Here is an 18,081-nt window from a genome sequence, read left to right on the forward strand (position 1 = left end):
GCATATCGCCGTCCCGTACGCCGTCCCGTACGCCGCCCCGTACGCCGTCCCGTACGCGCCTGGTCGCCGACCCGAGGTGATGCCGACCCGCGGCCGTGCGGTCGTGCGGAGGTGCACCTCGGCTTCGCCGCACCGCCGCGCCCTGGCATCACGGCGCGCGGCGGCTACGGGAGGTCGACCTCGAGGTCGACGGGGTCGCCGACGTGACGACGGTCGACGGCATAGCTCGAACCCGGCTTGCCATGCGACTTGGCGTAGCGCTTCATCTCGGTGGCGATCGCGACGAGCTCGCCGTGGTGGACGACCTCGCCGCTGATCGTCGCGGCCACGCCGACCGACACCGAGAGCAGGCCGAACTTCTGCGGCACCCCCCGCCGGTCGGCGACCTCGATGCCACCCGCACGCCGGTCGTCGGGGTCGTACAGCGACGGGGCCAGCGCGTCGAAGCGTGCACACAGCGTCTTGGCCAGCGGTTCGGCGAGCTCGGGCGCCACCACGACCACGAAGTCGTCGCCGCCGACGTGCCCGAGGAAGGTCTCCTCGTCCCCGGTGTCCCGCGCCACCTCGCGCAGGAGGCCCGCCAGCGCGCGAAGCGCCTCGTCCCCGCGCAGGAACCCGTAGTGGTCGTTGAAGGGCTTGAACTGGTCGAGGTCGACATAGAGCAGCGCGACCGGTTCCTCGAGCTGCAGCCGAGCGGCGAGCTCGGTGAGGATGCGTTCGTTGCCCGGCAGGCCGGTGAGCGGGTTGAGTGAGCGCTGCAGGTCCGCGCGACGCAGTGCCGCGCGGACGTGGGCGACCAGCACGTCGGCGGGGATCGGCTTCTCGAGCGTGTCGTCGGCACCCGCGTCGAGCCCCTCGACGGCGTCGCGGTGACGTCCGGCGGCGGTGGTCAGCAGTACCGGCAGATGGCTGGTGCGGGCGTCGCTGCGGAGCCTGCGCACCGTCTGCAGACCGTCGAGACGGGGCATCATCACGTCGAGGACGACCAGGTCGATGTCCTGGCTGCGCGCGACCATCAGGCCGGCGACACCGGTGGCGGCAGCGGTCACCTCGAAGCCGGCGAGGTCCAGCGTCTCGGCCAGGAAGTCGCGGTCACCGGCGTCGGCGTCGACGACCAGCACGTGGCGTGTCACGCCCGGGCCTGTGCACCGGCACCCAGTGCGGCGTGCGCAGCGTCGAGCACCGCCCGGGCCGCGGCGACCCGGTCAGGATGGTCGAAGACCGCCGACCCGGCAACGAAGGTGTCCGCCCCCGCCGCGGCGGTGCTGCCGACGGTGGCCACCGAGATGCCCCCGTCGACCTCGATCCGGAACCGTGCCCGGAGCGACGCCCTGGCTTCGACGGCCTCCGCGATCTTGGGGACCACGTCGGGCTGGAAAGCCTGCCCGCCGAACCCCGGCTGCACCGTCATGATCAGCAGCATGTCGATGTGCGGCAGCAGTTCCTCGACCAGCGACAGTGGCTGGTGGGGCCGTATGGCGACCCCGACCTGGCTGCCGGCGTCGCGCAGCAGTTCGACCAGGCCGAGGGGGTCGTCCTCGACCTCAGGGTGGAAGGTCACCGAGTCGGCGCCCGCGGCGACGATCTGTGGCGCGTAGGTGCGCGGGTCGCTGATCATCAGGTGGGCGTCGAGGAACAGCTCGGTGGCCGCCCGCAGGCTGCGGACCACGGGCGGGCCCAGGGTCAGGTTGGGGACGTAGTGCCCGTCCATGACGTCGACGTGGACCATGCGGACCGCTGGTGCGACGTCGGCGACCTCGTCGGCGAGCCGGGCGAAGTCGGCGGACAGGATGGACGGGGCAACCCGAAGGTCGTGCACGTTCGATGCTTTCTGGCCCGCGGCTCAGGGGGCATCACCCTAGCTGGGAGCCCGCGCCCGATCCGTCGGTTCGCGCGTCGGCTCAGGACCGTCGACGCCAGGTCGTCACGTACATCCCGTCGGTGTCGTCGGCGTCGGGCAGCAACTGCCGTCGCTCCTGCGCTTCGAAGCGGCTGCCGTGCGCGGCGTCGAACCAGCGTGCGACCTGTTCGGTCTCGCCGGTGGTCCAGGTGCACACCGAATACGTCAGCGTGCCGCCCGGTGCCACGCGTTCCGCGGCCGCTTCGAGCAGTTGGCGCTGCAGCCCGGCGAGGTCGGCGACGTCGGTGGCCTGTCGCCGCCAGCGCACCTCCGGCCGGCGCCGGCCCGTACCGAGCCCGGTGCAGGGGGCGTCGAGCAGGACGCGTTCGTAGCTGGCCTGTGGGGGCACCGGCGGCTTCGTGGCGTCACCGACGTGGACGGTGACGGCGACCCCGAGCCGTTCGGCCGTCTCGCGGATCAGCCGGGCGCGGTGGGGATGGAGTTCGACGGCGTCGATGTGGCCGTCCTCGCCGACCAGCGTCGCCAGGTGGGCGCTCTTGCCGCCGGGGCCGGCGCACAGGTCCAGGACCCGGTCCCCCGGGCGGGCGCCGGTCGCGTGGGCGACCGCCATGGACGCCTCGTCCTGGACCGCCGCCCGGCCCTCGCGCACGGCCGCGAGGCGGCGGGGATCGGCGCCGGGGACGCGAACGGCCTCGGGCAGCGCCCCCGGGCGTGCGTCCAGCCCCTCGGCGAGGAGTTCGGCGACCAGGGCGTCGCGGTCACCGGTGGCCCGCAGCGTGACCCCCGGCGGGGCGTCGTCGGCCTCGAGGATCGCACGGGTGCGGTCGCGGTCGTAGCGCGTCAACAGGTCGCGGACGACCCATTCGGGGTGGGCGGTCGTCAGCGCCAGGCTCGCGACCGGGTCGTCGTCGGGATCGGGCCAAGGCAGTGCGTCCCGCCGCCGGTCGAGATTGCGCAGGACGCCGTTGACGAAGCCACCGGCGCCCTGGGCACGACGGGCCGGGACGGCTTCACGCGCCAGCGTGACCGAGGTGGAGACCGAGGCGCGCGACGGAACGCCGCTGCGCAGCAGCTGCAGGGCGCCGAGGCGCAGCACCCGCCGCAGCGCGGGTTCGACGTCGGTCAGGGGCCGGCTGAGCACGTGCTGCAGGGCCCAGTCGAGCGTGCCCTGCCACCGCAGCGTGTCGTAGGCGAGGTGGGACGCGAACGCGCGGTCGCGGGCGTCCTCGAGGTGCTCGACCGCGGCCGGGACCGCGAGGTTGCCGTAGGCGTCGTCCTCGTCGACGGCGGCCAGCGCGGCGAGCGCCGCACGGCGGGCGGGCAGTCCGGTCGCCTCGCTCACGCCGCGGTGTCCGCACCCAGTCGTTCGCCCGGATCCGGTCGGTAGCCGTTGGCGAAGGCCGCTCCGTCCATCGCCTGCTTGCCCTCGGGCTGGACCCGGCGCAGCACGAGGGCATCCGCCGCGGTCGCGACCACGACGCCGTCGGCGGTGCGTTCGAGGACGGTGCCCGGGGACGCGGCGTCGGCCTCGACGACGTCGACCGCGCGCACCTTCAGCCGCTTGCCGCGGAAGGTGGTGTGGGCCCCGGGAGCAGGCTCGGCACTGCGTACGAGGTCCTTGATCTCACGCGCGGGGCGCGTCCAGTCGATGCGGACGTCGTCGGGTTCGATCTTCGGCGCCAGCGTCGCGCCCTCGGCCGGTTGCGGAACGGGCACCTCCCCTGCCACCAGGCGACGCAGCGAGTCGACGAGCACGGGTCCGCCGAGTTCGGCCAGCCGGGTCAGCAGCTCGCCCGCCGACTCGTCCGGCTGGATCGGGACCTCGACGCGGTCGAGCACCGGGCCGGTGTCCATCCCCTTGTCGAGCACGAAGGTGGTGATGCCGGTCACCGTGTCCCCCGCCCGCAGGGCGTGCTGGACCGGGGCGGCTCCTCGCCAGCGCGGCAGCAACGAGAAGTGCAGGTTGACGAAACCGGCGCCTCCGACGTCGAGGACCCGCTGGGGCAACAGGGCGCCGTAGGCCACGACGGCGCACGCGTCCAGCTCCAGCGCGGCCAGTTCGTCGAGCACCTCGGCCGGCTTGACGGGCTGCCACACCTCCAGGCCCAGCTCCTGCGCGGCCACCTTCACGGGAGGCGCGACCAGTGACCTGGAACGTCCCTTCGGCCGGTCGGGATTGGTGACGACGGCGGCCACCTCCAGGTCCGTGGCGGCCACGAGCGAACGGAGTGCGGGCACGGCCACGTCGGGCGTGCCGAGGAAGGCGACGCGCACGAGCGGTGATCCTTCGTCGGAGGGGGCCGGCCGTCGCGGGTCCGACGGCGGCTGCGTCTAGTGGGGACGACGTCCCAGGAGCAGACCGCCCGGCCGGGGCGGCGTCGGGTCGTCCATGCCCTGCTGGATGCGGTAGTCGCGGATGCGCTTGAGCGCTTCCTGCTTGTCGTGCTTGGCGAGGTGGTCCACGAACAGGATGCCGTTGAGGTGGTCCATCTCGTGGAGCCACACCCGCGCCAGGTAGCCCTCGAGCTGCACCGTGTGGTCCTCGCCCCCGAGGTCCTGGTAGGCGACCTCGACCCGCAGCGGACGTTGCAGGGGATAGAACAGGCCAGGGAAGGACAGGCAGCCCTCGTCGCCGTCCTGCAGTTCGTCCTCGGAGGCGTCGAGCAGGGTCGGGTTCACCACGGCGCCGCCGAGGTCGTCGCCGTCCTCCTGGGGGTATTCCCACGTGAACAGGCGCTTGAGCACGCCGACCTGGTTCGCCGCGAGTCCGACGCCCTCGGCGGCCCGCATCGTGTCGAACATGTCGCCCGCCAGCTTGGCGAGGCGACCGTCGAAGTCCTCGACCTCGTGGGCGCGCTGGCGCAGCACGGGGTCGCCGAAGATGCGGATCTCGAGCAGGCTCACGGCGCTGAGGGCTCCTGGAGTCGTCGTGGGACGCCCAGCGTACGTCAGCCGTGGCTCACCACGCGTCGACGGGATCGACGTCGAGGCGCACGTCGAGGTTGGCCGCGCTCCACTCCTCGCGCAGCGGTCGTAGCGCAGCGAGCGTTTCCGGCCGGTCGTCGACCTTCAACAGCAGCTGCCACCGCCCGTCGGAGGGAACGGGGCCGAGGACGGCGTCGCCGGCCGGCAGGGCCTGCGTGATCCCGCCGAGCAGCGGGGTGGGGTCGATGGCGAAGTCGAGCCGCACGGCGTGTGCGAGCGGCGGGAACCGCAACGGTGCACGCACCTGCACCTCGGCGCGCCAGAACGCGCCGGGGTCCCACGCCACCAGGGCGCCGATGGCGGGATGGTCGGGCTCGCGGGTCTGGGCGACCACCACGCCGGGAGTGGTGCGGCGACGGCCGTGGACCGTCCAGGCGGCGACGGCCATGGCCAGGCGCAGCGTGTCCTCGGCGGCGTCCAGGGACGGGCGCCGCAGCGATCCGTCGAGGTCGGGCAGCACCACCGCGCCGACCGGCCCCGGCGGCTGGTCGAGCACCGAGCCGCGCGTCATCACCAGCACGGCGGGCGGCGGTGGAGCCGGCTGGCCGTAGCCCTCGAGCACCGCGACCGGCACCTCGAAGGTCCGGGAGAGCTCGCTGCCGAGCCGGACGGCGCCGGCCGCCAGCGGCACGACCCGCCGGTCACCGCACGCGGCGCAGGCGGGCACCCGGGGTGCCTGCCAGCCGCAACCGACACACGCGACGGCGACGCCGTGCAACGCCAGCGAGGACGCACACCGCGGGCAGGCCGTGCGCTCGCCGCAGACGGCGCAGACCAGCGCACGTCCCTCACCCCGGCGGCTGGCGAGGACGACGCCGTAGGCATCCGCGCGCACGGCGTCGCGCAATGCCCGCAGCGAGGCTCGGGTGAGCCGGGCGCGCGGTTCGCCCTCGCCCGTGTCGACCTGCACGTCGGGTCGGGCGCGCCGTTCGGCGTCCCGCGACGGCGTCACCGCCGCCACACGCCGCTCGCGCAGCAGCCGCCACGCGACGGCGCTCGGAACGGTCCCGATAGCGAGGCCGACCGCGCCGGCCCGGCGTGCGCGTTCCAGCACCACGTCACGGGCGTGGTGGCGCGGGCTGCGGCGTTCCTTGTAGGCCGGGTTCGCCTCGTCGAACACGACGGCCAGCCCGAGCCGGTCGAGCGGCATCCAGGCCGCCCCACGCTCACCGACGACCACCCGCGCGACGCCGCAGCGTGCCTCGAGCCAGCGGCGGTAGGTCACCCGAGGCGAGGGGCCGCCGCGCAGGTCCACGGCCAGGTCACCGGCGGCGGCGACGACGGCGTCGGCGACCGGCGAGTCGGGGTCGGGCACCAGCAGCAGGACGTCGCGGTCGGTGGCGAGACAGTGCTGCGCCAACTCGGCGATGCGGGCGGCGACGTCCTCGCCGGGCAGGGGTCGCCAGACGAACGAGCCCTGACCGCCCCCGATCGCCGCGAGCAGGCGCTGCCCCTGCTCGCCGTACACGGACCAGGCCGCCGCGATCTCGTCCTGCGGCGGGGGCGGATCGGAGGTCGCACGCCGCGCGGCACCGGGCGGGTACCACCCGGCGTCGGCCGCGCGACGTTCGACGTCGACGGTCCGCGCCGGCAGGGCATGGCGCACCACGTCGGCGAGCGGGGCACCGAAGCGTTCGGCCGCCCAGCGCAGCAGTTCGAGCTCGTCGGGACGGACCCAGACGTGCGCACCCAGGGTCCGTTTCAGGGGACGAAGCCGGGCGGTCGGCACCTCGCTGGTGTCGGTGGTCTCGAGCACCAGCCCGCGCACCGACCGGCCGGCGAAGGCGACCTGCACGCGCTGGCCGGCGACCACCTCGACGTCGTCGGGGACGAGGTAGTCGAACGGGCGGTCGAGGTGGATCGGTTCGACCTCGACCGCGACGCGCGCGATGCGCAGTGGTCAGCCTCCGGTGCGGGTGCGCGACGCGGCTGCGGCCCGCACGCGGGTCACTGGGCCGCGCTGCGCAGCGCGTCGGCGCGGTCCGTGCGCTCCCACGTGAACCGGTCGCCCTCGCGGCCGAAGTGTCCGTAGGCGGCGGTCTCGCGGTAGCCCGGCGAGCGCAGGTTCAGGGCCTCGATGATCGCCGCCGGCCGCAGGTCGAAGACCTCACGCACCGCGGCAAGGATGGCGTCGGGGTCGACGGTCTCCGTGCCGAACGTCTCGAGGTTGAGCGACACCGGCGACGCGACCCCGATGGCGTAGGCGACCTGCAGCTCCGCCCGCTTCGCCAGCCCCGCGGCCACGATGTTCTTGGCCACCCATCGCACGGCGTAGGCCGCCGAGCGGTCCACCTTCGAGGGGTCCTTGCCCGAGAAGGCGCCACCGCCGTGGCGGGCCATGCCGCCGTAGGTGTCGACGATGATCTTGCGACCGGTCAGGCCGGCGTCCGCGACCGGGCCACCGAGCTCGAACCTCCCGGTGGGGTTGACGTAGATCTGCAACCCGTCGGTGTCGATGTCGTCTGGCAGCAACGGCCGGATGACGTGGTCCTCGATGTCGGGACGCAGCAGGGTCTCGAGGTCGATCTCGGCCCGGTGCTGCGTCGACACGACCGCCGCGGTGACCGCCTTCGGGACGCCGTCCTCGTAGTCGACGGTCACCTGCGTCTTGCCGTCGGGACGCAGGTAGGACACCTCGCCCGACTTGCGGACCGCCGACAGCCGCTGCGCCATCCGGTGCGCGAGGTGGATCGGCATCGGCATCAGCGACGGGGTCTCGTCCGTCGCGTACCCGAACATCATCCCCTGGTCACCGGCGCCCTGCAGCGAGTACGGGTCGGTGTCGGCGCCACTGCGGGACTCGTAGGCCGTGTCCACGCCCTGGGCGATGTCGGGCGACTGTTCGTCGATCGCGACCGAGACCCCGCAGGTGTTGCCGTCGAAGCCCACGTCGTGCGAGTCGTAGCCGATGGACAGGATCGTGTCGCGCACCACGCGGGGGATGTCGGCATAGGTCTTGGTGGAGATCTCGCCGGCGATCATCACCTGTCCCGTGGTGACCAGCGTCTCGCACGCCACCCGCGCATTCGGATCCTCGGTCAGGATCGCGTCGAGGATCGCGTCCGAGATCTGGTCGGCCACCTTGTCGGGATGACCCTCGGTCACCGACTCGGACGTGAACAGGCTTCGACGGGACAACGAATTCTCCTGGGCTGACGCTCGTCCACGCACGACCGGCGTGACGGCCGCTGCAGCCTAGCGAGGATCAACTGGCGGGCAGGCGGCCGACGACCTCGTCGAGGACCCGGTCGGCGACCGCCGACTTGGCGGCCAGCTCGACCTCGGTGCGGCTGCCGTCACGGCCCAGGATGACGACCCGGTTGGTGTCGACACCGAACCCGGCGTCGGTCGCGCCGACGTCGTTGACGACCAGCAGGTCGGCGTTCTTGCGGGTGAGCTTGGCCCGGGCGTTGTCCTCGACGTCGTCGGTCTCGGCGGCGAAACCGACCAGGAACGGACGCGGATGCCCCTCGGCGCGACGGGCACCGAGGTCGGCGAGGATGTCGGGGTTGGCGACCAACTCCAGCCGCGGCGCACCGTCGGACTTCTTGACCTTGGACGACGCCACGTCGGCCGGGCGGAAGTCGGCGACGGCGGCGGCCTTCACCACCACGTCGACCACGTCGACCAGGGCGAACACGGCGTCGTGCATCTGCCGGGCCGTGGTGACGTCGTGGCGCTCGACACCGGGCGGCGTCGGCAGCGCGCTCGGGGCCGCGACCAGGTCGACCTTCGCGCCTCGGGCGGCCGCGGCCGCGGCGATCGCGAACCCCATCTTGCCGCTGGAGCGGTTGCCGAGGAAGCGGACGGGATCGAGGGGCTCGTGCGTGCCGCCCGCCGTGACGAGCACGCGACGACCGGCGAGGTCGTCCGCGCGCGAGCGCGCGGCGCGGAGCTGCGCCACCAGGCGCTCGAACGCCTCGTCGGGCTCGACCAGCCGGCCCGCGCCGAGATCGCCGCCCATCAGTCGCCCGACCGCGGGGCCCACCACGTCGACGCCCCGGCGACACAGGACGGCGATGTTGTCGCGGGTGGCCGGGTGCTCCCACATCTCGGTGTGCATGGCGGGGGCGACCAGCAGCGGGCACGTGGCGGCCAGCAGCGTGGTCGTGAGGAGGTCGTCGGCGTGGCCGCCGGCCAGCTTCGCGATCACGTTGGCGGTGGCGGGGTAGACGATCGCGACGTCGGCCGCGCGGCCGAGGGCGACGTGGGTCTCGCCAGGGATGTCCTGCCACACCTCGTCGCGCACCGGACGGCCGGTGATGCCCTCGAAGGTCGCGGCACCGACGAAACGTCCCGCGCCACGGGTGAGCACCGGGTCGACCGTGGCGCCGGCACCGACGAGCAGGCGTGCGAGCAGCGCTGCCTTGTAGGCGGCGATGCCTCCGGTGACGCCGAGCAGGACGCGGCTGCCGTGCAGGTCGCTCACCGGCGGGCTCCCGGTCCGGTCGTCACCGCGGGGGGTGCTCAGGCCTGCTCGTCACCCTCGATGAAGGCGAGCGGGTCCTCGGTGGTGCCGGTGGACTCGACGCCCTCGATCTTCGCCTGCGAGATCTCCTCGAGCGCGATCGAGAGCGGCTTGTTCGACTCGGTCTGCACCAGCGGCGGGACGTACTGGCCGAGGCCCTCACCGAGCTGCGCGTAGTAGCCGTTGATCTCGCGGGCGCGCTTGGCCGCGAGGTGCACGAGGTGGAACTTCGAGTCCACCTTGTCCATCAGGTCGTCGATGCGGGCGATCGGAGTACCTCCGCGTACGTCGGGCGGGGAAGGTGCGGGTCGCGGCGGCAGGCACGCCGACGGCACGACCCGGCCACGGTCTGCCACAAGGCTACCGCCTCGACGGCCTCCCGCGCCGGCGCACCGTTTGCGAGGACGCCGCCGATCGCGGGTTCCGCCGCGATACGGTTGCGCCGGCGCACCGGGCACGGTGGCGCAGACACCGGGGCAGGTGCACGTGGACGCCGGAATCATCATGGTCGTCCTGGCCGTCGTCGCGGTGTTCGGGCTGGTCCTGTACGTCCAGCACGCCCACCGCAAGCGCATGGAGGACGGGCTGGCGCGCCTGCTGGCCCGTGAGCCGGGACTGATGCCCACGGCGACGCCGATCGGACTGAGCGCGGCGCAGTTCGCCGACACCTTCGTCGGCTGCCCGCGCGGCGACCGGCGCAACGGGGTTCGTTGGGGCGTCGAGGGGCCGCTCGCCACCGAGTTCGAGCAGCAGCCCGTCACGTTGCGCTGCGCCGCCTTCGAGTGGTGGTGGGAGGAGCGGCGTGAGCACCGCGACGCCAACGGCAGCACCACGACCACCTACGCGACCCGCCGGACCATGGTCACCGCCACGCAGTTGCCCCGCGTGGTTCCCGACCACGTCCGCATCGGGCCGGAGTCCGTCCTGGGCCGCCTCGGCCTGACGCGCGGCGACCACCAGCTCGAGTCCGACGCCTTCAACCGCCGGTTCCGGGTCGTCGCCCGGGACCGGATGCTGACCGTGCAGCTGCTCGACGCCGGGCTGCAGGAGTTGCTGCTGACCGCGTTCCAGGGCCGCACGATCGAGCTCAGCGGCGACCTGCTCGTCCTCGCCGGCGATCCCTCGGACCGCGACGACACCCTGCCGGGCTGCATCGGCCGGCTGCCGACCGTCCGCCAGGACACCGCGCGCCTGCTGCAGGGCGTGCCGGCCCAGTTCTGGCGCGCACTGGACCGACAGGCCTAGGAGTGGGGATGGATCCGTTGGTCGTCGTGGTGGTCGCCGTCCTGCTGGCGGTCCCGCTTGCGTTGATCTACTCGTACAACCGGTTCGTGTCGCAGCGCGCCTCGATGGACGCCGCCTGGGCCGGCATCGACGTCGAGTTGCAGCGCCGCCACGACCTCGTGCCCAACCTGGTCCGCAGCGTGCAGGGCTACGCCGCACACGAGCGTGAACTGCTCGAGCAGGTGGTCGAGGCCCGCAACCGTGCGGTCGCCTCCGTCGACGCGCAGGTCGCGCTCGGCGACCAGGCACGCGCCGAGGACGCCCTGACCGAGCGGTTGACCGGTCTGCTCGTGCTCGCCGAGGACTACCCGCAGCTGCGTGCCGACCGGGTCTTCCTCGACCTGCAGCGCCAACTCGTCGAGACCGAGGACCGCATCTCGGCCGCGCGGCGGCTGTACAACCTCGAGGTGGCCGCCTACGAACGGCGTCGCCAGGCCGTGCCGTCCAACGTGGTTGCGTCGATGTTCGGCTTCCAACGCCGCGAGCTGTTCGAGATCCTCGACGCCGCGGCCCGACACGCGCCACACGTCGCCACGTAGCGTCCCACCACCGGGCCGACCGTTCCGCCCGGCGGGTGTCGCCGGGTGCGCCAGTCGGTCAGGCGGCGGCGCGGGCCGCGGTGATCGTGTCGAGGACCTCGGCGACGCAGCGGTCGAGGTCGTCGTTGATCACCACCACGTCGAAGGCGTCACGTCGGGCCAGCTCAGCCCGCGCCACCTCCAGCCGAGCGGCGACGGTGGCGTCGTCCTCGGTCCCCCGCGTCCGGAGCCGGCGCTCCAGCTCGGCGAACGAGGGCGGGGCGAGGAAGACCAGCAGCGCGTCGGGCGCCTGCTCGCGCACCTGCAGGGCACCCTGCACCTCGATGTCGAGCACGACCACCTTGCCGTCCGCCACGGCCGCCTCGGCCTGGGCCCGCGGGGTGCCGTAGAGGTTGCCGGCGTACTCCGCCCACTCGAGCAACTCCCCCGCGGCGACCATGGCCTCGAACGCCGGACGGTCGACGAAGTGGTAGTGGACGCCGTCGACCTCGGTGGGTCGCGCGCGGCGTGTCGTCACCGAGATCGAGAGGGTCGCGTCGGGGAGCGAGGCGCGGACGCGGGCGTGGACGGTGCCCTTGCCGACGCCGCTGGGTCCGGCGATCACGACCAGGAGGCCGCGTGGGGTCACGGGCGCTTCTCGAACGTGGCGAGCAGCGCCTCGGTCTGCCGCGGTCCGAGGCCGCGCAGGCGTCGCGTCGAGGCGATGTCGAGCTCCTCCATGAGCCGCCTGGCCTTCACGGGGCCGTAGGCCGGCATGGCCTCGAGGACGTCGCAGACCTTCATCTTCGCCAGCGCATCGGCCGATTCCGCGCGCTCGATGACCTCGCGCAGGCTCACTTCGCCCGCCTTGAGCATCTGCTTCAGCTCGGCACGTATGCGGCGCGCCTCGGCCGCCTTGACGAGGGCGGCGCGGCGCTGCTCGGGATCGAGCTCGGGCAGCGGCATGCGTATCGCTCCAGTCGGCTCGTCGCCATCGGACACGTGACGGCGAGGCGGCTTCGAGGGGGTCGGGGGCACCCTAGTCCGCTCCCACGGCGTGTAGCTTCGCGACCACGCAACCCGGGGCCGCAACGGGCGAGGAGCGGGCGTGAGCAGCATCGATCAGTTCGTGTTGGGCGTCGACCTCGACGGGGTCTGCGCCGACTACGAGCAGGCGTTTCGCGCCTCGGTGGTCCGCCACCTCGGCCGTGCGCCGGAACAGCTGCCGCCCCAGACGGTGATGGACGCCTACTCGCAGTGGGGGCTGACGTTCGAGCAGTTCGAGCAGGCCCACCGCACCGCGGTCGTCGAGGACCGGATGTTCCGACACATGCAGCCCCTGCCCGGAGTCTCCGAGGCGCTGTGGCGGCTGTCGAACCGCGGTGTGTGGATCCGCATCATCACGCACCGGCTGCTGTTCAACTGGGCCCACGAGTCCAGCGCCGCCGACACCGCCTACTGGCTCGACGCGAACGAGATCCCCTACCGCGACCTGTGCTTCATCGGTGACAAGCCCAACGTGGGCGCCGATCTCTACGTCGACGACTCCCCCAGCAACATCGTCGCGTTGCGCGCGGCCGGGCGGGCCGCGATCGTCTTCGACCAGCCCTACAACCGCGACCTGCCCGGCCCCCGCGCCCACACCTGGGAGGACGTCGTCGCCCTCGTCGAGGCCGAGTTCGCGGCGCGGGAGCGACAGGTCCCGTTGCCGCTCGAACTCGAATGAGCGACCAGAGCGGGCAGCAGCTGCCGGGGTGGGTCGAGGACGCCGACGTGGTCGTGGTCGGCGGCGGGATCGTCGGTCTCGCCACGGCCCTCCGGCTGCTCGAGTCGCGTCCCGGTCTCGCGGTCGCGGTCCTCGAGCGCGAGGCCAGGGTCGGCACGGGACAGTCCTCGCGCAACTCCGGCGTGCTGCACGCCGGGCTGTACTACGCGCCGGGCTCGGCCAAGGCCCGCTTCTGTGTCGCCGGCAAGCGTGAGCTGGAACGGTTCTGCGACGAACACGGGGTCGCCGTTCGACGCACGGGCAAGGTCGTCGCCGCCGTCGACCGCTCCGAGCTGCCCGCCCTCGAGGCGCTGGCGGAGCGGGCGCGCACCAACGGCGTCGAGATCGAGCGGCTCGGCCCCGCGGGGGTGCGCGACCACGAGCCGCACGTCCAGGCGGTGGCCGGCCTGTGGTCGCCCAACACGGCGGTGACCGACTTCGGTGCCGTCTGCGAGGCCATGCGACGCGCCGTGGTCGATGCCGGTGGTCGCGTCGAACTGGGCACCGCGGTCACCGGCCTCGAACCGACCTCGAACGGCGTCCGCATCGTCACCTCCGGGGGGCGCTGGTGGGCCGGCGCGGTGGTCACCTGCACCGGGCTGCAGTCCGACCGCGTCGCCGCGATGACCGGCAGGAGGCGGGAACGACGGGTCGTGCCGTTCCGAGGCGCCTGGCTTCGCGTCCGGGACCAACGCGCTGATCTCGTCCGGGGCAACGTCTACCCGGTGCCGGTCGGCGCCGGTCTGCCCTTCCTCGGCGTCCACCTGACGCGCCGTATCGACGGCCAGCTGTGGGTCGGCCCGAACGCCGTCCTGGCGGCGGCACGCGAGGGACGCCGGCGATGGAGCGTCGACCCCGCCGACCTGCGTGACGCCCTCGGCTTCGCCGGCACCTGGCGACTGGCCGCCCGTTTCCCGAAGGTCGCCGCGGGCGAGCTGTGGCGGGACCTGGTCGTGCGGGCCGCGATGCGCGAGGTCCGCCGCTACGTGCCGGACCTGCGGAACGAGGACGTCAGCCGTGGGCCGTGGGGCGTTCGGGCCCAGGTGGTCGACCGCACCGGTCACCTCGTCGACGACTTCGACGTCCGCGAGGACGGGCGCGTCGTGCACCTCGTGAACGCGCCCTCGCCGGCGGCCACGGCCTCACTCGCGATCGGCGCCGATCTCGCCGCCCGCGTCCTCGCCCGGCGCTGACCGGCCATAGGCTCGCGGCGCCCCCACCTCGCCTGCCTCCGGAGCCCGCCGTGCACGAGCGCACCCGCGCCTTCGTCGACTTCATGGTCCGCTGCGACGTCCTGACCTTCGGCGACTTCGTCGCCAAGTCGGGTCGCAAGACGCCGTACTTCGTCAACGCGGGCCGCTACCGGACGGGTGCGCAGGTGGCGGAGCTCGGACGGTTCTATGCCGAGGTCATCGACGACGCGTTCGGGGACGGCGTCGACGTGCTGTTCGGGCCGGCCTACAAGGGCATCCCGCTGGCCGTGACGACCGCCATCGCCATGTCCGAGCGCCACGGCCGCGACGTCGGCTTCTGCTTCGACCGCAAGGAGGCCAAGGACCACGGGGAAGGCGGCCAGCTCGTCGGCCATCCGCTGCAGGACGGCGACCGGGTCGTGGTCGTCGAGGACGTCACGACGGCGGGGACCTCCATCCGCTCGACCCTGCCGCTGTTGCGGGCCGCGGCCGACGTCGAGGTCGTCGGGCTGGTCGTCGGCGTCGATCGACGCGAACGCGGCACACGCGGTGACGTGTCGGCGCTCGACGAGTTGGAGGAGGAGTTCGGCCTGCGGACGGTGTCGATCGCCAGCATCGACGACGTCGTCGAGCACCTGCGCGATCACGACGTCGACGGCCGCCGCGTCATCACCGACGACGACCTCGACCGCATCGCCGCCTACCGGGCCGAGTTCGGCGCCGCCTGACTCGCCCGGCCACCCCCGCCCCGTGATGCGAGGCCGAGGCGGTGCTGGCAGGGCGAGGTCTGCCTCTGGTCGACCGCACGCCCGCGCCGCCGCATCACGGGGTTTGCGCGGCCTTTACGGAAATCTCACCTTCGCGTGCGCATGCCGGCCCATGCGCTCGCGCCCGCGGGACCATGGCCGATGGGACGGTTAGCCTGATTGCCCGCTGCCTTGTCACGACCCGTGAGCACGCCGTGCAGAAGTCGCGCCGACCCGGATCGTCCCGGTCCGACACCGTCACCCGCCGCCGCACCTTCGGTTCCGGCCCACCGCCGGAGTCCGAGGCCTGGCGCGACAAGCGGGTCTGGCTCGCCACCGCCGCACTGGCCGTCCTCATCGGTGGCTGGATCGCGCTGAGCTGGCCGGCGCCCCAGGCGCTTCCTCAACGGGTCGTGCTCTCCGAGGCCATCGCGCACATCCGGACCGGCGAGGTGGCGTTCGCCAGCATCGACGACAGCCGCCGCGAAGTGCTGCTCGTGCTCGGCGCCCCCGCGGCCGACTCGCCGCAGGTCGCCGCCGACGGCAGCTTCGCGCTGCCCGAGGGCGAACAGGTGGTGGCGGCCTACAACGACGGCTACGGACGCGACCTCGCGGCGATGCTGGCCGAATCCGACGTGCCCTTCACCGGCGAGCCGCGGCCGATCCCCGACCGCCTGACCCCGGTGCTGACCAACCTGCTGCCCGCCGTCATCATCGTCGGGTTCCTGCTGTGGTTCGTGGCCCGCAAGGGCGGCTTCGGCCAGTTCGGCAAGTCCAGCCGCGGGCCGGCCGCCGTGCCCTCGACCCGGTTCACCGACGTCGCCGGCGCCGACGAGGCCGTCTCCGAACTGGCCGAGGTCGTCGAGCTGCTGCACGACCCGTCCCGGTTCGCCGCCAGTGGCGCCACCGTCCCGCGCGGTTTCCTCCTCGAGGGCCCTCCCGGCACCGGCAAGACCCTGCTCGCCCGTGCGGTCGCCGGCGAGGCCGGGGTCCCGTTCTTCTCGCTGTCGGGCTCGGAGTTCGTCGAGATGTTCGTCGGCGTCGGCGCCAGCCGCGTCCGCGACGTGTTCGCCAAGGCCCGCAAGCACGAGCGCGCCATCATCTTCATCGACGAGATCGACGCCATCGGCAAGTCGCGTGGCAACGGCCCCACCTCGGGCGCCAACGACGAGCGCGAGGCCACGCTCAACCAGCTGCTCGTCGAGATGGACGGCTTCGAGGGCTCGGGCATCATCACCCTGGCCGCCACCAACCGCGCCGACGTGCTCGACCAGGCACTGCTGCGGCCCGGCCGCTTCGACCGGCGCATCGTCGTCCCGGCGCCCGACCGTGTCGGCCGCACCCGCATCCTCGAGCTGCACACCCGCAACCGCCACCTGCACGAGGACGTCGACCTGGTCGCCCTCGCCCGCCGCACCCCCGGCATGACGGGCGCCGACCTCGCCGCCCTCGTCAACAGCGCCACCCTGGAAGCGGCACGTCGCGGCGACGAACTGGTCGGCAACGACCACCTCGAAGCGGCCCTGTCGACCGCGATGCTCGGGCGCGAACGCCGCTCGGCCGTCACCACCGACCGCGACCGCACCATCACGGCATGGCACGAGGCCGGACACACCCTGGCGGCACTGCTGCAGCCCGACGCCGACGACCCGGTCACGGTCACGATCGTCCCCCGCGGTCCCGCCGGCGGCGTCACGTGGATGAGCGGCAACGACAACGCGTTCCTCACCGCCGACGAGGCCCGCGCGAAGCTGGTCACGGCGATGGCCGGCCGCGCGGCCGAGGAACGCCTCCTCGACGGCTCGTACACCCAGGGCGCCGCGAGCGACTTCCACCACGCGACCGAGCTGGCCACCAACATGGTGACGCGGTTCGGCATGAGCCCGCTCGGGGTGGTGAGCCTGGCGCCGGAGCAGGTGGTCAACGGTCCGCTCGCCGAGCAGGTCCACGCCGCCGTCAGCACCCTCCTCGAGGAGGCGCTCGCCGAGGCCCGCGCGCTGCTGCAGGTCAACAGCGCCCTGCTCACCGCGGTCTCCGAGGGGCTGCTGCTCGAGGAGACGCTGCACCTCGCCGACATCCTGCGGATGCAGGCGGAGCTCGGCTCGGTCGGCGCCGTCTGACGATGTCGCGCCTCCGCGTCCATGTCATGCCGATCCCGCAGCGATGCGGGATCGCCGCGACAGAGCGCTGCTGACGCGACAAGGCACGGCCGACGCGACCTGGCGCGGGCGGCACTAGCGTCGCCGGTTCCACCCGACGTCGCGGGTGGCGCCGAGGAGGCCACCGTGCACGTCGATCTGCCGCTGGACGAGCTGTGGCGCTACCGCCACCGGGTCGACGAACCGGCCGACTTCGACGCCTTCTGGACGGCGCAGCGGGCCGAAGCGGACCGGCACGACCTCGCGGCCTCCTTCACGCCGGTGGACGCAGGGCTGACGACCGTCGAGGTGTTCGACGTCACGTTCGCCGGCCACGGTGGCGCGCCGATCCGCGGCTGGTTCCTGCTCCCCCGTGACCGGCGGGGTCCGCTGCCCGCGGTGGTCGAGTACGTCGGCTACGGCGGCGGGCGCGGCCTGCCGCACGAGCGGCTGTTCTGGTCGGCAGCCGGCTTCGCCCACCTCGTCATGGACACGCGCGGGCAGGGCGCGTCGTGGTCCGTCGGTGACACCCCCGATCCCGGTGACACCGGCGCACCGTCGACCCCGGGGTTCCTGACGCGCGGCATCGGCGATCCCCACGACCACTACTACACCCGGCTGTTCGTCGACGCCGCCCGGGCCGTCGACGCGGTGCGCACCCGCACGGAGGTCGACCCCGACCGGGTCGCGGTCCTCGGGGGCAGTCAGGGCGGCGGGCTCGCGCTGGCGGCCGCGCATCTCGCCGAGCGCCCGGCCGCCGTCAGCGCCCAGGTGCCGTTCCTGGCCAACTTCCCGCGTGCCCTCGAGGTCACCGACGCCCGTCCCTACGCCGAGCTGGCGAAATACTGCAGCGCCCATCGCGACCGCGTCGACGACGTGTTCCGGACGCTGAGCTACCTCGACGTCGTCAACCACGCCACGCGGGCGTCCGCGCCGGCCCTGTTCTCGGTCGGGCTGGCCGACCGCGTCTGCCCCCCGTCGACGGTCTTCAGCGCCTTCCATGCCTACGACGGCGACAAGGACATCGAGGTGTACGCGTTCAACGAGCACGAGGGCGGCGGTGCGCACCACGTGCGCAAGGAGCTGACGTTCCTGACCAAGGTGCTGGCGTAGAGGCCACGAC

At 73.3% G+C, this 18,081-nt stretch carries 18 protein-coding genes; 7 read left to right on the forward strand and 11 right to left on the reverse strand.

Going from position 1 to position 18,081, the window contains the following annotated elements; translation table 11 throughout:
- Positions 1 to 164 precede the first annotated feature (164 nt).
- The 9 genes from ACERMF_RS09660 to rpoZ all read right to left on the reverse strand — a co-directional run bounded on the left by ACERMF_RS09660 (position 165) and on the right by rpoZ (position 9,634).
- Complete coding sequence (locus ACERMF_RS09660) at positions 165 to 1,133, reverse strand: response regulator (protein ID WP_373668870.1); 969 nt, start codon at positions 1,131 to 1,133, stop codon at positions 165 to 167.
- Positions 1,130 to 1,819 (reverse strand): ribulose-phosphate 3-epimerase, encoded by a 690-nt coding sequence (gene rpe / locus ACERMF_RS09665; RefSeq protein ID WP_373668871.1) that lies wholly within the window; start codon positions 1,817 to 1,819, stop codon positions 1,130 to 1,132. The genes ACERMF_RS09660 and rpe overlap by 4 nt, the downstream gene beginning before the upstream one ends.
- 82 nt (positions 1,820 to 1,901) lie before the next feature.
- The gene (rsmB, locus tag ACERMF_RS09670; RefSeq protein ID WP_373668872.1) at positions 1,902 to 3,203 is read right to left on the reverse strand and encodes a 16S rRNA (cytosine(967)-C(5))-methyltransferase RsmB; all 1,302 of its coding nucleotides are present in this window, start codon (positions 3,201 to 3,203) and stop codon (positions 1,902 to 1,904) included.
- Positions 3,200 to 4,135: a methionyl-tRNA formyltransferase gene (gene fmt / locus ACERMF_RS09675; RefSeq protein WP_373668873.1), complete on the reverse strand. Its 936-nt coding sequence runs from the start codon at positions 4,133 to 4,135 to the stop codon at positions 3,200 to 3,202. The genes rsmB and fmt overlap by 4 nt, the downstream gene beginning before the upstream one ends.
- A 57-nt stretch (positions 4,136 to 4,192) precedes the next feature.
- Positions 4,193 to 4,765 (reverse strand): peptide deformylase, encoded by a 573-nt coding sequence (gene def, locus ACERMF_RS09680; RefSeq protein ID WP_373668874.1) that lies wholly within the window; start codon positions 4,763 to 4,765, stop codon positions 4,193 to 4,195.
- A 55-nt stretch (positions 4,766 to 4,820) separates the two neighbouring features.
- A complete protein-coding gene (locus tag ACERMF_RS09685; RefSeq protein WP_373669245.1) occupies positions 4,821 to 6,743 on the reverse strand; it encodes a hypothetical protein in 1,923 nt (640 codons plus the stop codon).
- A gap of 50 nt (positions 6,744 to 6,793) precedes the next feature.
- Positions 6,794 to 7,984: a methionine adenosyltransferase gene (gene metK / locus ACERMF_RS09690; RefSeq protein ID WP_373668875.1), complete on the reverse strand. Its 1,191-nt coding sequence runs from the start codon at positions 7,982 to 7,984 to the stop codon at positions 6,794 to 6,796.
- A gap of 67 nt (positions 7,985 to 8,051) precedes the next feature.
- Positions 8,052 to 9,275 carry a bifunctional phosphopantothenoylcysteine decarboxylase/phosphopantothenate--cysteine ligase CoaBC gene (gene coaBC / locus ACERMF_RS09695; RefSeq protein ID WP_373668877.1) on the reverse strand — a complete coding sequence of 408 codons (1,224 nt, stop codon included), beginning with the start codon at positions 9,273 to 9,275 and terminating at the stop codon, positions 8,052 to 8,054.
- Between the two features lie 38 nt (positions 9,276 to 9,313).
- Positions 9,314 to 9,634, reverse strand: coding sequence for a DNA-directed RNA polymerase subunit omega (gene rpoZ, locus ACERMF_RS09700; protein ID WP_373669246.1), 321 nt, complete (start codon positions 9,632 to 9,634; stop codon positions 9,314 to 9,316).
- 166 nt (positions 9,635 to 9,800) lie between these two features.
- Here rpoZ and ACERMF_RS09705 point away from each other — a divergent pair, with 166 nt between their 5' ends.
- Complete coding sequence (locus ACERMF_RS09705; protein ID WP_373668878.1) at positions 9,801 to 10,559, forward strand: hypothetical protein; 759 nt, start codon at positions 9,801 to 9,803, stop codon at positions 10,557 to 10,559.
- An 8-nt stretch (positions 10,560 to 10,567) separates the two neighbouring features.
- Positions 10,568 to 11,137, forward strand: a complete 570-nt coding sequence (locus ACERMF_RS09710; protein ID WP_373668879.1) for a LemA family protein — start codon at positions 10,568 to 10,570, stop codon at positions 11,135 to 11,137.
- Between the two features lie 58 nt (positions 11,138 to 11,195).
- On the opposite strand, the gene gmk is transcribed toward ACERMF_RS09710, so the two are convergent.
- Both gmk and mihF read right to left on the reverse strand, forming a co-directional pair.
- On the reverse strand, positions 11,196 to 11,765 hold the full coding sequence (gene gmk, locus ACERMF_RS09715) for a guanylate kinase (RefSeq protein ID WP_373668880.1): 570 nt from the start codon (positions 11,763 to 11,765) through the stop codon (positions 11,196 to 11,198).
- The gene (mihF, locus tag ACERMF_RS09720; RefSeq protein ID WP_373668881.1) at positions 11,762 to 12,082 is read right to left on the reverse strand and encodes an integration host factor, actinobacterial type; all 321 of its coding nucleotides are present in this window, start codon (positions 12,080 to 12,082) and stop codon (positions 11,762 to 11,764) included. Before mihF ends, gmk begins: the two co-directional genes overlap by 4 nt.
- 142 nt (positions 12,083 to 12,224) lie before the next feature.
- On the opposite strand from mihF, the gene ACERMF_RS09725 reads away from it, so the two are divergent.
- From ACERMF_RS09725 to ACERMF_RS09745, 5 genes are all read left to right on the forward strand, one after another.
- The gene (locus tag ACERMF_RS09725; RefSeq protein WP_373668882.1) at positions 12,225 to 12,842 is read left to right on the forward strand and encodes a hypothetical protein; all 618 of its coding nucleotides are present in this window, start codon (positions 12,225 to 12,227) and stop codon (positions 12,840 to 12,842) included.
- Positions 12,839 to 14,074 carry an L-2-hydroxyglutarate oxidase gene (gene lhgO, locus ACERMF_RS09730; RefSeq protein WP_373668883.1) on the forward strand — a complete coding sequence of 412 codons (1,236 nt, stop codon included), beginning with the start codon at positions 12,839 to 12,841 and terminating at the stop codon, positions 14,072 to 14,074. The genes ACERMF_RS09725 and lhgO overlap by 4 nt, the downstream gene beginning before the upstream one ends.
- Before the next feature lie 50 nt (positions 14,075 to 14,124).
- The gene (pyrE, locus tag ACERMF_RS09735) at positions 14,125 to 14,802 is read left to right on the forward strand and encodes an orotate phosphoribosyltransferase (protein WP_373668884.1); all 678 of its coding nucleotides are present in this window, start codon (positions 14,125 to 14,127) and stop codon (positions 14,800 to 14,802) included.
- A 233-nt stretch (positions 14,803 to 15,035) separates the two neighbouring features.
- Positions 15,036 to 16,940, forward strand: coding sequence for an ATP-dependent metallopeptidase FtsH/Yme1/Tma family protein (locus ACERMF_RS09740; protein WP_373668885.1), 1,905 nt, complete (start codon positions 15,036 to 15,038; stop codon positions 16,938 to 16,940).
- Positions 16,941 to 17,105: 165 nt separating this feature from the next.
- On the forward strand, positions 17,106 to 18,071 hold the full coding sequence (locus ACERMF_RS09745; protein ID WP_373668886.1) for an acetylxylan esterase: 966 nt from the start codon (positions 17,106 to 17,108) through the stop codon (positions 18,069 to 18,071).
- Positions 18,072 to 18,081 lie beyond the last annotated feature (10 nt).

Origin of the sequence: Egicoccus sp. AB-alg6-2 (assembly GCF_041821025.1) — a bacterium.
Classification (GTDB): Bacteria; Actinomycetota; Nitriliruptoria; order Nitriliruptorales; family Nitriliruptoraceae; genus Egicoccus.

What these genes read in the sequence shown, in the direction of transcription:
- ACERMF_RS09710 (WP_373668879.1), top strand. Translation starts at nt 10,568, where the DNA reads ATGGATCCGTTGGTCGTCGTGGTGGTCGCCGTCCTGCTGGCGGTCCCG.
- mihF (WP_373668881.1), bottom strand. Translation starts at nt 12,082, where the DNA reads ATGCCGCTGCCCGAGCTCGATCCCGAGCAGCGCCGCGCCGCCCTCGTC.
- lhgO (WP_373668883.1), top strand. Translation starts at nt 12,839, where the DNA reads ATGAGCGACCAGAGCGGGCAGCAGCTGCCGGGGTGGGTCGAGGACGCC.